This window comes from Paenibacillus sp. FSL L8-0502 (assembly GCF_038593055.1).
GTDB classification, from domain to species: domain Bacteria; phylum Bacillota; class Bacilli; order Paenibacillales; family Paenibacillaceae; genus Paenibacillus; species Paenibacillus polymyxa_D.
Map to the genome: position 1 here is coordinate 2,280,271 of NZ_CP151958.1, position 13,775 is coordinate 2,294,045.

Consider the following 13,775-nt stretch of genomic DNA (forward strand, 5'->3'; position numbering starts at 1 on the left):
ACGCATCTAATAAGAAAAAACTGCTAATCTGCAATGGATTAGCAGTTTTTTTCGTGAACAATCAATTAATGATTGAGTGTATTTTTTCGGTACTGATTTGGTGTTACACCCGTAAATTTTTTAAATAGGCTTGAAAAGTGGCTTTGGTTATTGAAATGAAGCAACATACAAATGTCGGCTACAGAATAGTCCGTTTGGATCAATAATTTTTGTGCTTCTTTTATTTTTTCTTCTTGGATATATTTTCCGATAGGTTTGTTTGTTTCTTTTTTAAAGAGCTGCGATAAATAAACTGGATTTAAATGGACGAGGTCTGCTAAATCCTTTATCGAAATTTGTTCAAATATATGATTGAATATATAGTTTTTACAAGTATTCACAGCCTTAGAATGTGCACTTTCCCTATTTTCATTCATACGGTCAACTAATGAAAATAATAAGTTATCACCAATTAATAAAACTTTTTGTAGGTCAAACGTTTCTTCAACTTTTTGAATGCTAATATCGCTCATTGTATAGGCAATTTCAGGATAAAGACCGCCTTCAATAGCTGCCCTCGTCGCAAGTGCAATATAAATGATGATTTGATTTTTAATGTTACGAAGGTGGCTTTTTTTCGAAAGTTGACTCAATCCCTCCATTTCAATTGATTCTAAATGCTGTAACAGCTTTTCCTTCTTGCCTTCTTTCACATATTGCCATATTTTCTGCTCAGTTTTATGGTCTAAATGAAAAGACGTTTCCAGACGAAGATGCCGTATTGCTTGTTCAATATGAGTGGGTTCAATTTCGTTAAAATTCATTAATTGAGATCTCACTATTTCTTCATCCATAGGCTCTTGGTAGATTAAAAAATACGTGAGTGAACAAAGCGATACAATTTGTTTTTGGTTTAACAGCTCTAATTGACTGTAATAATGGCATAACTCTTGCTGATAACTAGAGGATATTTGATGATCATGCATAATACCATTTACGGTGTTCTCGGTAACCTCAAAGGAAGTGAAAGGTCCGATTATTATCGTTTCTGTGGAAGATGAATGAAATACAATGAGCGTTTCTAGATAGTTTGTTATTCTAATCAAAGGAACGTTTTGTTGATCGCCAGGTTGAATGAGCCTGTTTATAAATGTTTCTATTGAATCAAAAAGAGGATGTCTTAGCTGTTTTCCACTTCTAGTAATACGATGACTTTTATTCTTGAAAATAAAAAGAGGAATATTGTATGTGTCATAGATCAATTGAGAGATATATTCTAAGTTTTGTTTCACCATTATTGCCACTCCTAAATTGATTAAGTAGCCTGTCAGTCAATAACTAAGATTTATAGTATAACCTCATTATTGCTATAGACCATGAGTTTCTATGATTGACGTGGAAGTACCCATAACATCGATCACTTTTTCTTTTGGAGATCCTAGAGTAAAAAAATTGGTGTTTTCTTCTGTAACCCTCTACGGACAATAAAGTAGAGTTCTTGGTCTCACAAAATCATCATTTTCATTCGAGCATATACAATAATATTGAGTTTTGAATTAATTATCAATTACCCTTATTGCTCTAAAAGAGTTCTTATGATGTAACCTACCGTCGGGTCTCTTTAATTTTGAGAACACAACTTTATTGTGTTTTTTTCAGTTAGAACTCAACTTTATTGTTAAGAACTCATCTTTATTGGGTTTGATCAGATAGCTCCTGCAAAGGCCTAATTCCTTGAGCTCACCGTGCAGTCTGACGGAAGAACAACATGTCTTCCACGCTTTCATGCCGCTGCTCGCCTTCTTACAATCCATAGGCTCCCAACCGAAAACATAAAAAACCGAACCTTTTTTCCATCGAGCGACAATATAGGGTGTAAGCTGCTTACTCAGGAGGGCCCTCTGAATGCAAAGTGAATCTATGTACCACGTGCTCACAAAAATGATCGAAGGAGATCAGCAGGCGTTTCATACGTTGTATGATGCCACCTATAAGGATGTCTACCGGACCGTCTCTTTTCTGGTGGATCATCCGCAGGATCGCGAAGATATTATGAATGAGATCTACATGCAAATGTGGACCTCGCTTCCCAACTACGATCCGAATCGTCCTTTCCACTTCTGGCTGCACGGCTTGGTCATCCGACAAGTGCAAAGATTCCGGGTGAAAAGCTGGAGGAGATTCCGAATTTTCGAACGCATCCGTGTCTTTTCTCGGGAAGAGTATCATTGGGATCAGCCCACGTTGAGGACGGATGGGACAGACCCCGAGATATCGAGGGCCATGCACAAGCTGACCGATAAACAGCGAACGGTGATCATCCTCCGCTTTTATCACGATTATACGCTGGAGGAGATTGCGACATTACTCGATATTCCGCTGGGTACAGTCAAGTCCAGATATCATGCCGGCCTGCAGTCGCTTCGAAAACAATTGGGAAATCTCCCGTTGGAAAGGATGGAAAAGAACAATGCCTATTGAAAGTCAAGTCAGCGAGTACCTGCACCAAGAGGCAGAGACCATGGAATGTCCCCCGGCTGTTTCCAAACGAATCGAACAATCCTATTCTCAATACGTACAACGGCAAAGGAGCAAAAAAACGATGAAAAAACGATTGATCGGCGGCATTGTTGCTGCAGTAATTATGATTCCAACCGCGGCATTCGCGGCCCCTCCCCTGATTGAAATGATTACGAGGACACCGATGACAGCCCAACAAGTCAAGATGGATGCGGTTGGCCAAGCAGCGCTTGAAAAGTTGTATCGCTCTTATCCGGAAACCAAGTCGTTTGAAATTATCGACGCCAGCCAGATTGGAGGAGACCCCGCGAATACAAGTCAGGGGAAAGCCATTCAAACAAGCATCGTGCTGCAGGAAAAGGGAGCTCACGGCAAAAAGGTCCGACTTGATTTGAACGGTATCACGGGTGAAATCGAACAAGTGAACCAAGAGAATTGGGAGCCTCAGGAGAAGCCGGTCATCTCCTTAACCGATCAAGAAATCAAATCGAAAGTAGATGACCTCATTAACAAACTGTACGGCAGCTCCAGTAAGTACGAATGTAACATGGAGCCGATGCAGAACCCGGACCAAAAAACATTTATATTGAACTACACCGAAAAGGGATCAACAACGCCGTTTTATCAGGCATTCGTTCAAGGGAATACGATCAGCGTTTCTCTGATCGGAGGCGGCCCTGCTCCATCCGTGGAAGGCTTTTTCATGACTAACGGCAAGCCTGACTATACTGCGGATGCCTTTTTAAACGATGAAGAGCTCTTTTCTTTACTTCACATGAGTCCAGCAGACTTGAAACAAGAATTGGCAAAGGGGGCATCTGTCGTCGAGATCGCAGCATCTAAAAAGATTTCCAAACAACAAGTCATGGACGTAATCGCAAGTACGCAGGCAAAAAAACAAATCCAAGCCGATCCGCATGGTGGAGCTACTGATGACGATCGTACGCTGGAACTATTGAAACGGATTCTGGAACCCAAAGTATTGAAAGTGATTGAACACAAAACGGAAACGCCTTGGTAGGAAGACAATACAGGCGCCAGAAATGGCGCCTGTATTTTATTTTTTAGATATTCTTACATTGCATTCGAAATGCAATAATGGCTTCTTTACAGTCAAAAAATAGGGCATGGGTTGGTTGTTTATGGTCATCATTGATACAGAAGGGAAAGTTCATTTTGAGTCAATTTGAAGACGAAGAAATGCCGGCAGAATAGGCAAAAATCCGACTGCCGAGTGATTGGGACAACGTGCTGAAGCTTTTGGAGAAGTAAACGTCCATGAGCCGCCGAAGGATAAGGCCGAAAACGGCCGTTTTTGCGATCGTGGGAGGGGCAGACATGTGCACAAAATGTTGGGTTTTATACATATGCCAGCTAAAACAATATGCGATAACGCTGTAGTGTGTGAATGAAAATAAGTCCATGAGATCCGGACTCATACAGTAGCAACGCCAAATGAAGTACAAGGAGAATTCGCAATATCCGGAGGAACTTTTACCGGTATTTTTTCGTTTTTGGGTATACCAGGTTGGGGAGTAAGCACTGTAAAAGGTGCTACCATTGTTTATGCGGATAATAGCAGAGGGGGTTACTTTGATGTATTTTGGGCTGTGGACCCTGCTAGCCAGGCAGTAAACTTCGTCACAGCTAAAGTGTATGGGGGCTTGATACTGTTAAGTAAAACGCGATAAACGAAACATGGGTGCGAAATATCCCCTCATTATCACATAATCAGTTAAAAACGTTGATATACCAAGGGAAGCTGGTACATAACTTTTCTGATGAGATCAGGGAGCGACGGACAGGATAATCAACTGAATACATATAAATGAATGTTAAAGAACGATAAAAATCGCTCTTTTTTACGTGATTATGTATTCTACTATGTTACTGATTGATTATCTTCTTTTGAAAAATCTATCGTATATCACTAAAGCGACGACTATGGTAAACACCTGGATTAGAAACTGTGGTACGAAGATCAAAAATCCCATGTAAATTCCTCCCTGAAAAAAATATACGAGATTATAATTGTTGAAAAATCAAGTTGTCATGGGGAAGGTGAAACTTCCTAAATTACGCATCTAACAAAAAAAAGTACTATATACTCAATTCCGGAATATTCGCTATTGATTAATTGAATACGTTGGAAAAACTATCAAGTTACCTGTATAATTAACATGAATATTCCAAAAAACATAAAAAATTAGTTGTAAATTACAAAAAAAGATTAGTAACTATTTGCATACAAAGATTATACATCAATAGAATAAAAATTAAAGGATGGAGGGAATTGCAAATGAAGAAAACATGGTTTACTATGCTTGCTACACTTACAATGGTTGCTGCTTTAGGTGCTTCTGTATCCGCCGCTAGCAAATAACTAAAGATCAAGCGACTCCTTCTGTCGAAGTTCTGCCAGTAGGAACTGGAAGTAACGAAAAAGCGGCAGATAAAATTGGTATTGTAGATAATATGAATAAACCAGTTATAGAAACAACGAGTGATGCTAAAGTCGAAATATTAGATCCAGCAACAGATTAGACGTCTGCTCTTGATCCTAAGAAAATAAGCACTTCAAGCAGCTTAGGGTTATTCAGCATTACGTACCCAACCTCGTTCTGGAACATTAACAGCCTAGGTACTTATATTGCTGAATTTTCAGGTGTAAGAGACACTATTTATACTCACTACTATTTCCCTACAAACAGCTCAGGAGAAATGAAAATTAGAGGAGCTGTGAATGAGGATTACCCACATTCGATGCTATACCATTACTGCATATGAATTAGGCAGTAATAACGCTGTGTCCAGTTCCACTTTTAAAACAGGTGAGCGCATTTTTGTACGCATTTACAATTTAAATAAAAATAAAAATTATTTCTTTGGTGTTCATATAACAGTGCTAATACCATAAGCGGGGCCTTATCCATTGACCACAGCTAATTGTATAAACGATAAAACACGGGTCCAACAAAAAGGAACCTGTGTTTTTCTTTATGTTACGCAGGCAATGTGTAAGGTTGGATAATAGAAAACTTCGGAAAATGGTGCTGTACATTTTCCAAATCTTTTCTACATAAATGAATTATTATGGAGGTGCTAAATGGCTTTTCTAGAAGATAGTTCTAAAAAAGAAGAAATTCAAGAACGCTATGAGCAATTATGGAGTGAACTTTTAGTTAGAGATGAGGAAGAAGCAGAACATGTTATAAAGAAATTAGAATATGAGTTGTTGCCTACCCGTCAGAGAATCCTAAGACGATGCGGGGAAATCCTGTCTCCATTAAAAAAACGTTTTATCTGGATTATCCTTTTTAGTGTGATTGGGTTCTTCCTTTTAGCTTACGTATTATTTATATATGTATCTTTGTGGGTTGAAGATTATTAAGGACGTTTCTGTGAAACCGGAAGAGTCTTTTTTTATGAGCCTGTTGAAACCCTAAATGCTGGTTTTAACCAGCCGGGATATCTGTAAAAAATAGACTCGCTGATCGGCAAGTAAGGGAGCGAGCAGGACAAGAGTGGGGGAAACAGGCTCATGCTACTGGCTCTAAGGGGGCAAGAGCGGCCACCTAAGAGCCAGTACGCACCGCTGGGCCGCTACTCACGCCGATAACTAGAGCGCCTACGCCGGGAGAAAGCGTCCGGCCAAGGCGCTCTACTTTCCTGGCGCTCGCTTAACGCAACCCACGGAGCGAAGGACCTTGAAAAGGGATTAGGGAGGGCAAAAAACACCATGAACGCTACATTTCGCTCATCATCTCAAAACATATGAATTTTTTGGTATAGATTAGAAACTTTCGAATTATTTCATACGTCTTATGTAAGGGTGCTTATTGAAAAAGGAGGTAATTTATCTTGAAAAAGGTTATTGTGTTTGTGTTTTTCTTCGTACTTATGTTTCAATCCTGGGCGATTGCTGATGCTGCCAATCCGATATCCGTTAACGCGGTGAATGTGAATGGGAAGTTTATAGCAACCGATGTTTCACCTATTATTAAGGACGGGCGTGTTTTGGTCCCTATACGCACGCTTGCTTCACTGGGGGTAACCTATCACTGGGATAGTAAAAGTCAATCTGCTTTCATCACAAAAGGCACAGATCAAATTAAGTTGACGGCCAACAAAAAAGAAGCATTTAAAAATAACAAAACGGTTCAGGTAGATGTTCCTGTCCAAGTAACTCAGGGAAGGATATTAGTTCCTATTCGTTTTGTGTCGGAGAATTTTGGCTATAAGGCAAGCTATGAGAAGCTTCGGTCTATTCTATTTATTCAAGACGGTAATTATAAGGTAGACCAAGAGAACTTACAGGCAGAAGATTTACAAACCGCTCGTCAGGCTGCTATATCGTTGCCGGTTCAATTTTCTTTCAAATCGCTTTCTTCTTTAGAAAAACCTGGGGCTAATAAAGAATACAATTACATTTTCCCAAGAGGGGATTCTTCCAGATACATGTATGGAAACAATGTTGGTAATACGGTAGTTGAAGTTAAAGATGGAGTGGCCAAGGCAGTCTGGCAGTTTACTGTATCCAGGGGTCTGGAAGATATTGCATCAAGTGCTGGAAAGAGACCTAGCTATAATTACGTTCAATGGGTGACTGATATCTTGATGTTTAATGATGAGCATGGAAATATCAAAGCTGTATACAAAGATGATAAAGGTCAACAAAAAGATCTCACTGCAAAGGCGAAATCCTATACAGATATTATCCAACCTATTCCTAATGAGACGAGAAAACACTAGCTAATACTGAATCGATGTATTAATACTACTAAGCTCAATTTAGTTTGAAATGCTGACAAGAAGACACTATTGAGGTGAATATAATTATGAATACATTTTTCAAAGCGGCTTTTGCATCAACAATATCTTTTAGTATGCTTGCTAGCGGTGTTTCTGGAGCAGCCTCCAAGTCCATTATTGTGCAAGTGAATAACGTACCCATGCCAGGGGATGTAGACCCCTATGTTCAGAATGGTTCCACATTAGTAGCATTGAATATGATAAGATCGATTCCTGGTGTAACGATCAACTGGAACAATACTTCTAAAACGGTAACTGTAGATAATAACGGAACAAAGTCAACACTGGTGGCTGGTAAAAAAGAGACAATGGTAGGTGATAAAAAAGTAACGCTGTCTACCTCTTCTGCAATGAAAAATGGTCGTGTTATGGTACCGCTGCGTTTCATTGCAGATGCGTCCGGTTCTCAAGTGTACTGGGATGCCCCAGATCGTACAGTTTACGTAGCTAAGCCGACAGAAGAGATGCTGAAAGAAATCCAATCTAGCGATATTTCTGTAGCTCGTCATGGTGCATACAGTCTTCCACGTATTGCCAAAGTTAATGTACTGTCAGGTAAAGAAGGGGATAGTATGGCTTATATTCGCTACTTCCAAAAAAACCAATCCAGTGAATTTTTTGAACAACACATGGACAGTGTGAATTACTATCGTATCATTGACACACATGTAGAACTGCTCTGGTCTGCAAGGCTGAACCTGCAACAGGAAGCTAAAAATGCAAGCCTGCCGTTCCTCACCAACAAAATTGTTGAACAAAGCGGCAAAATGCCAACGATCCAAAAGGGCGTAGTTTATTATAATTATAGCGTTCCGGGTGGCACCACGTTCGGGACTATTGATAAAGCTGGCAAAAAAACTCGTCTGGGGGAAGCGACTGAAGATCAGGCGAAGCAAATGTTTTTCTCTATTCCAGAAGAAGAACAACTATAAAAGGGAACGCAGGGATAACGACACATTGTATTGTAAGGAGGAAACTATGAAATTCGTGCAGATTATGTCTGTAGGTGCGATAGTGATGTTAGTGATTTCAGGGTGTAGTGGTAAGGCAAGCTCAAATCATCAACTACCTCAGACCGAAGTGAATAATACCGGGGTAAACAGCACAAAGGAAGGTGTAAAAAAAGTAGACGAAAAAGCAACTGTAGAAACATCTAGAGCAACTGTTAAAAAGGTGAATACCTTAGATTATTCTCAGTATGATAATAACCAAGACAAATCTAAGGTTGTAGTTTCGGGGAAACAGATTGTATGGAAAAATAAAGACGTTACTTTTACAGCAAAATTAACTAACGCTAAAGGGGAAGAAGCCGCCGAAGCCAATGAAGTTGTGAATTCTATGAAAATAAAAGGTAAGCGTGGAGAGCAACTCGTTAAGCTCAACCCACGACCTTTGAGAGTTAACTCACTTTCCTTATCTAAAAGCAACCAGGTAGCTCTTCATGTAAGCGATCACGAGGGGAGTAGACTTATTTTAATTAATTTATCCGATGGGACTCAAACTATTGTAAACATGTTTGAGATGAATAGTGACGGAGCCGGGAGCGAAAAGATTGATGCCTATAACTGGTCGCCTGATGGAAAAAAGATTGCGTTTGGAATCGGTGATCTAGGTTCAAGTTATATCGGACTATACAATGTTGAGCGTAAGAGCTATATGCATGTGTCCGATAAGGACTTTACATTGATTTCATCTATAGTTTGGCATAAAGATGGGAAAAGTTTTGACTTTGTGAGTAAAGGTGACGATTCTCCACAAGCAGTACTCTATACTTACTCAGAAACAAAAAAATCAATTTTAAAGAAGGGTTCTTTAACTAAGAATGATGAGCAGAAGATATCTCAATTAACACCGAAATCTTGATTGACATATACAGAGAGAGTATTTTGAAACCGTATCATCTATATAGTCATAATTTTAAACTCCACTTTTTTCGACTTTAATGCACTCTATCAACATTATAGATTTACTTTTGAATATTTAATGATTGCTTGTGGCCAACAAAGGGCTGAAAGAGAATGTTGCTACGTTATGCTTATATGCGACCTCTTCAACCAAGAAATGATCGTTTTAAAGCGATCCAAGGAAGACGGCGTCGCTCTTGTACAAACCGAACAAAATCTTATGTTGTTCAGTTTGTGTTGATAATTGATACCAGACTTTTACAATGGTTGAAGTATAAATTTAGGTGGGAGTTGCTTATGAGAATTTCCATGAGTAAGTTACTAAAACGCTATGCAGCGATTTTGTTGGGCTACGCAATAGGTATAGGGTTATTTTACGCTTTGGGATATAAGATGAGCGCTATGGGAATCTATGCAATTTTGACAGGAATTGTGACTGGAGAAATAATCAACTTCGTATTATCAAAGCGAGAGAAATGAACCTAGGTATCCCCTGATTGCATCTACATCAGGGGATTTTTCATGTAATTAAAAGGTCCAACAGAGTTTCTGCATGGGATCTCTATATCATTACTGGTGAGAATCCACATGGGGAAATGAATTAGTCATGTCAACTCTGTGAAACCTTTTACTTGGATCAACCCAATCATTTCAGGATGCCACTCGTCCTACATGTCCCAATATGTGTAAGTTATGCTGAATTTTCGCTATAAACATTAGTTGCATAATATATTGACAGATGGTTAATTATGGAGAAGAATAGAGGGTGATTTTTAAAATAATGGAATTTTTATGTGGAGGGTGGTTATGACTTGAAGCATACACCTACGATTTCAGCGGAGTTTGAGGATTATCTAAAACAAAATGATATGACATTGAGTCAATTTGCCGAATATTCAGGGGTTCATCAAAGAACGCTTAGTCATTGGATTACTCAGCATCGTCCTGTTTCCGTACAGCAGCTAGACCGAATTACTGCGGCTATGGATTTGCCAGAAGGCTATTTTTATGACCTATACATAGAAAATTACATCATTGACCTTTCCCCGAATTTTAGGCGAATCGAGCCATTATTGTATCGTTGTGCGGAGCTGGACAAGCTGGATGCAATCCGTCGAATGGTTGGACATATCATGGATAATCCGCTGTATGCGTCCAGGCTATTTGATGTTGCAGAAGCATTATTTGAACAGGGACGACATGCTGCTGCGCTGCCTCTCTATGAGAATGTCGCAGAAGTGGAGAAATATCAGCATTCTGAACGCTTTGCCACCTGCCAATATCGTATATTCACGATTCAAGTTGGAGATGATCAGAGCCGTAATCTCAAGGCAGCCACGCTATTTGAACCCTTTGTGGAACGTCTAGATGAAATAGATCAGCTTGATGCTTTAAAAGATTTGGCGAATGTGTATCGTTCTTTACGCTTATGGGACAGGCTTGATGTGATAGCTCGCAAGATGAGAGATAAAGCGGAAATCCAATATACATTAGAGCATCAGCAGAAAAAACGAAAGCCTGCGGAAATTGAAAAGAGGCTGAGCCGTCCATTGTTTGTGTAGATTACATATTCTGATTTACTGTGTGCCAGTGTATATGAGGCCAAAGGCGATTATGAGCAGGCATTAGAATATACATACGCCTACGCTAATTTAGATTGGGTCAAAGAGACTGACGAGGATACTCTGCATTGGATTAAACAGTTTCAAGATTGGGCAGAAGGTAATATCTACACCTATAAACTATTATCTGGAGATATAAGTGTACTAAACAATTATGTTGAATATATTGCTGCATCGCCAGATGCTTCTGAAAAAGAAATGGTTACAAAACTGTTGAACATTATGATGGCGGCTAACCGATATCAAGTTGATGTAGATGACATACTTCAGCAGTTCGAAACGGAGATTGATTCGATCACCCAACAGCAATTATCTGCTGATATGTACACTCATCAAGTGGTTCCAGAACAATCAACACGTTTTAAATATGAACTGGCTAAATACTACTTAAATAAAGGTAATTACTCATATGGATTTAAATACTTACTAGACGTTTTATCTAAATCATTAATCATTAACAAAGAAGCCTTTTTCATTAGCTGTATAAGATTATTTGAGCAGTTCAAACAATTTGCAGACTTTAGATTGTGTACAAAGTATGAGAGTTTAGTTAGAGAAGGGCGAAAAGAAAGATTATTTTATTATTAGAAGTAATCAATCATTTCTCAGTGTTGATTCCAAGCTGAATAAATAAAATGTATTTGGATTTGAAGTTTAGCTTGTGGGAGTCTGTTGGGATTTTAAATAAACATAAAACGCCAAAAAAGTGCCTCTGGAATGCTCCAGAAGCACTTTTTTTGTCGAGCAAATTATCAAAAAATTCAAAAGTTTACGTTTTATATTAGAATATGACACAGAAGGGGGAATCATGCTGATGAATCCAGGTGTGACTTTACTTCGTGTCGAACGGGCCAGAAAAAGACTGTACCAAGTCCAGAAGAAATACGGATTTTTAACGCATCCCAAAGTGATTGAACAATCCATAAAACCGGATAAACTATTGAATCAATACCAAACCTGCAAAATGAAATCTTAGCTAATATGTATGCTTGACGCGCTTTTAAAGCAAGAAGACGAACTCCAATCTCCAAACCCCAAACCCCGATAAAAATTCTAAATCCTATACTATAGAAGAGGTGGTAACGTTGTTGAACAAACGAAATCCTGTAACCCCTTTCGGCTGGGAAATCAAACAAAAGCTAGTTGAAATTCAAATGGATCAGAGAACATTTTGTGATACCTACCATATTCCTGCTAGCCGCTTGTCTAATCTCATTCATGGAACACGTAAGGCCAAAAAATATAGAGTACAAGTATCTCAATTGCTTGGGATCGAAGAATAACCCTCTTTCTCCTTTATGGATACAGGACATCCTAATGATATGTAAGCTACAGTGGCAAAGGACTCCAGGTTTCTTTAATATAGAGTGTACATAGGAAGCTTAATACAAGAGTGGAAAGGATCGATGGAAATGTTCTCCAGAATGGCAGAGCAGAAGATTGCCGAGGCAATGGCCAAAGGTGAGTTTGATCATCTACCGGGAGCGGGCAAGCCACTGGTCATCGAGGATTTGTCACATGTTCCAGAGGAGCTGCGGATGTCGTACAAGCTGTTGAAGAATGCAGGCATTTTACCGAAAGAGCTTCAGCTGCAAAAGGAATGTGTCCAGTTACGTGATTTGCTTCACGCTTGTCATGAGGCGGGAGAGCAAGAGCGGATCAGTCGCAGGCTGACTGAAAAATCACTTCGTCTCCGTATGCTGCTGGAGGAAAGAGGGCTGGATACGTCGTCTGTATTTTATGAATATGAGTCCGCTATGCGTAAGCGACTGGAGGAATAGAAGCGAGAGGAGCGAAGGGCGGAAGGCCCTTGCCCGTACACTTTAATTTCTACGCTTTACCTCATTACTGTTGCAGTGCAGATAATCTCGTGAGGCATTGCTTCGTCAGGATGACGGATTCTTTGGGCAGTTTGTCTAAATGAAAGTCATCGATTAAATCTACTGCCTTCACAGGCACCGGTGAATCCAGCAGCCCGGAAAAATAGGCGAGCCAGCCAATGACTGCTTCCGGTGTGACCCCTTGTCGGCGCATAGCTCGGAGTGCTACACCACCATGTCGTTTGGCCAGCCTTCGTCCATCAGGGCCTAGGACAAGGGGAACGTGTGCGAAACGTGGCGGCTGCAACCCCAAAGCTTGGTACAGCAATAGCTGACGGGGCGTTGAATCGAGAAGATCATACCCGCGGAGTACGTCGGTCATATGCATATCCGCATCATCGACAACGACAGCCAGCTGATAGGAAAACATGCCGTCGGCTCGTTTGACGATAAAATCGCCCCCCTCTGCCGCACCGAAGGCCACATGACCTGCTACCTGATCATGAAACGAAATAACGGCATCTGGATATTGCGGTACTTTAAAGCGAAGTGAAGGGAGTTTATATTGTGCTTTGGCTACGGCATCTTGAGAGCTAAGGCTACGACATGCCCCCGAATACGCAGGCCCTTCACCAGACAGTCCATGCGGAGCATGAGCGGCAGCCAGAATGTCAGCTCGACTGCAAAAACAAGGATACAGTAAATCTTGCCTCTGTAGTTTCTCCAATGCAGACTGGTAGCGTTCCAGCCGCTGGCTTTGAGTGTAGGGGCCGTAGGGACCGCCTACGTCGGGTCCTTCGTCCCAGTCCAGACCAATCCAGCGCAAATCTTCCATACTCCCTTGCGCCAACTGGCTGCGAGCTCGCGTCATATCAATATCTTCCATGCGCAAAATATAGGTTCCGCCCAGGGAACGAACGTGCAGCCAGGATAATAAGGCGGTACGAGCATTTCCTAAGTGTATCCATCCCGATGGTGTTGGGGCAAATCGCCCTCTGATGGGTTGGGCCTGTAATTCCATACGAAAGTGACCTCGATTCTGTGTTCCGTCCTTCAGCAATCCATATCAAATATATTATAAAACGATCTTGCCGTGAGTGCATCCCGATAGGTATAGA

12 protein-coding genes and 1 pseudogene are annotated in these 13,775 nt (G+C 40.4%); 11 read left to right on the plus strand and 2 right to left on the minus strand.

Annotated features, from left to right (window positions below):
* Positions 1 to 65: 65 nt before the first annotated feature.
* Positions 66 to 1,274: a helix-turn-helix domain-containing protein gene (locus NSQ57_RS10365; protein ID WP_342425977.1), complete on the minus strand. Its 1,209-nt coding sequence runs from the start codon at positions 1,272 to 1,274 to the stop codon at positions 66 to 68.
* 610 nt (positions 1,275 to 1,884) lie between these two features.
* On the opposite strand from NSQ57_RS10365, the gene NSQ57_RS10370 reads away from it, so the two are divergent.
* The 11 genes and pseudogenes from NSQ57_RS10370 (at position 1,885) to NSQ57_RS10420 (ending at position 12,618) form a co-directional block, all read left to right on the plus strand.
* A complete protein-coding gene (locus NSQ57_RS10370; RefSeq protein WP_039273518.1) occupies positions 1,885 to 2,460 on the plus strand; it encodes a sigma-70 family RNA polymerase sigma factor in 576 nt (191 codons plus the stop codon).
* On the plus strand, positions 2,450 to 3,520 hold the full coding sequence (locus tag NSQ57_RS10375) for a hypothetical protein (RefSeq protein WP_340955257.1): 1,071 nt from the start codon (positions 2,450 to 2,452) through the stop codon (positions 3,518 to 3,520). Before NSQ57_RS10370 ends, NSQ57_RS10375 begins: the two co-directional genes overlap by 11 nt.
* Before the next feature lie 2,085 nt (positions 3,521 to 5,605).
* On the plus strand, positions 5,606 to 5,890 hold the full coding sequence (locus NSQ57_RS10380) for a hypothetical protein (RefSeq protein WP_029517074.1): 285 nt from the start codon (positions 5,606 to 5,608) through the stop codon (positions 5,888 to 5,890).
* Positions 5,891 to 6,360: 470 nt separating this feature from the next.
* Positions 6,361 to 7,251, plus strand: coding sequence for a copper amine oxidase N-terminal domain-containing protein (locus NSQ57_RS10385; protein ID WP_342425978.1), 891 nt, complete (start codon positions 6,361 to 6,363; stop codon positions 7,249 to 7,251).
* 86 nt (positions 7,252 to 7,337) lie between these two features.
* Positions 7,338 to 8,243: a copper amine oxidase N-terminal domain-containing protein gene (locus tag NSQ57_RS10390; protein ID WP_342425979.1), complete on the plus strand. Its 906-nt coding sequence runs from the start codon at positions 7,338 to 7,340 to the stop codon at positions 8,241 to 8,243.
* 46 nt (positions 8,244 to 8,289) lie between these two features.
* On the plus strand, positions 8,290 to 9,174 hold the full coding sequence (locus NSQ57_RS10395; protein ID WP_069010249.1) for a PD40 domain-containing protein: 885 nt from the start codon (positions 8,290 to 8,292) through the stop codon (positions 9,172 to 9,174).
* Positions 9,175 to 9,512: 338 nt separating this feature from the next.
* Complete coding sequence (locus NSQ57_RS10400; RefSeq protein WP_342425980.1) at positions 9,513 to 9,695, plus strand: hypothetical protein; 183 nt, start codon at positions 9,513 to 9,515, stop codon at positions 9,693 to 9,695.
* A gap of 332 nt (positions 9,696 to 10,027) precedes the next feature.
* Positions 10,028 to 11,425 (plus strand): annotated as a pseudogene (locus NSQ57_RS10405) (helix-turn-helix transcriptional regulator).
* A 220-nt stretch (positions 11,426 to 11,645) separates the two neighbouring features.
* Positions 11,646 to 11,813, plus strand: a complete 168-nt coding sequence (locus tag NSQ57_RS10410) for an aspartyl-phosphate phosphatase Spo0E family protein (protein WP_342425981.1) — start codon at positions 11,646 to 11,648, stop codon at positions 11,811 to 11,813.
* A gap of 112 nt (positions 11,814 to 11,925) precedes the next feature.
* Positions 11,926 to 12,120 carry an XRE family transcriptional regulator gene (locus NSQ57_RS10415; protein WP_342425982.1) on the plus strand — a complete coding sequence of 65 codons (195 nt, stop codon included), beginning with the start codon at positions 11,926 to 11,928 and terminating at the stop codon, positions 12,118 to 12,120.
* 123 nt (positions 12,121 to 12,243) lie between these two features.
* A complete protein-coding gene (locus tag NSQ57_RS10420) occupies positions 12,244 to 12,618 on the plus strand; it encodes a DnaJ family domain-containing protein (protein WP_029517082.1) in 375 nt (124 codons plus the stop codon).
* Between the two features lie 64 nt (positions 12,619 to 12,682).
* On the opposite strand, the gene gluQRS is transcribed toward NSQ57_RS10420, so the two are convergent.
* Entirely contained in the window at positions 12,683 to 13,678 is a 996-nt protein-coding gene (gene gluQRS, locus NSQ57_RS10425; protein ID WP_029517083.1) for a tRNA glutamyl-Q(34) synthetase GluQRS, read from the minus strand.
* Positions 13,679 to 13,775: the final 97 nt, after the last annotated feature.

Coding starts and splice junctions, on each gene's coding strand:
- NSQ57_RS10365 (WP_342425977.1), bottom strand. CDS start 1,274: ATGGTGAAACAAAACTTAGAATATATCTCTCAATTGATCTATGACACA.
- NSQ57_RS10370 (WP_039273518.1), top strand. CDS start 1,885: ATGCAAAGTGAATCTATGTACCACGTGCTCACAAAAATGATCGAAGGA.
- NSQ57_RS10375 (WP_340955257.1), top strand. CDS start 2,450: ATGCCTATTGAAAGTCAAGTCAGCGAGTACCTGCACCAAGAGGCAGAG.
- NSQ57_RS10380 (WP_029517074.1), top strand. CDS start 5,606: ATGGCTTTTCTAGAAGATAGTTCTAAAAAAGAAGAAATTCAAGAACGC.
- NSQ57_RS10390 (WP_342425979.1), top strand. CDS start 7,338: ATGAATACATTTTTCAAAGCGGCTTTTGCATCAACAATATCTTTTAGT.
- NSQ57_RS10395 (WP_069010249.1), top strand. CDS start 8,290: ATGAAATTCGTGCAGATTATGTCTGTAGGTGCGATAGTGATGTTAGTG.
- NSQ57_RS10400 (WP_342425980.1), top strand. CDS start 9,513: ATGAGAATTTCCATGAGTAAGTTACTAAAACGCTATGCAGCGATTTTG.
- NSQ57_RS10410 (WP_342425981.1), top strand. CDS start 11,646: ATGCTGATGAATCCAGGTGTGACTTTACTTCGTGTCGAACGGGCCAGA.
- NSQ57_RS10420 (WP_029517082.1), top strand. CDS start 12,244: ATGGAAATGTTCTCCAGAATGGCAGAGCAGAAGATTGCCGAGGCAATG.
- gluQRS (WP_029517083.1), bottom strand. CDS start 13,678: ATGGAATTACAGGCCCAACCCATCAGAGGGCGATTTGCCCCAACACCA.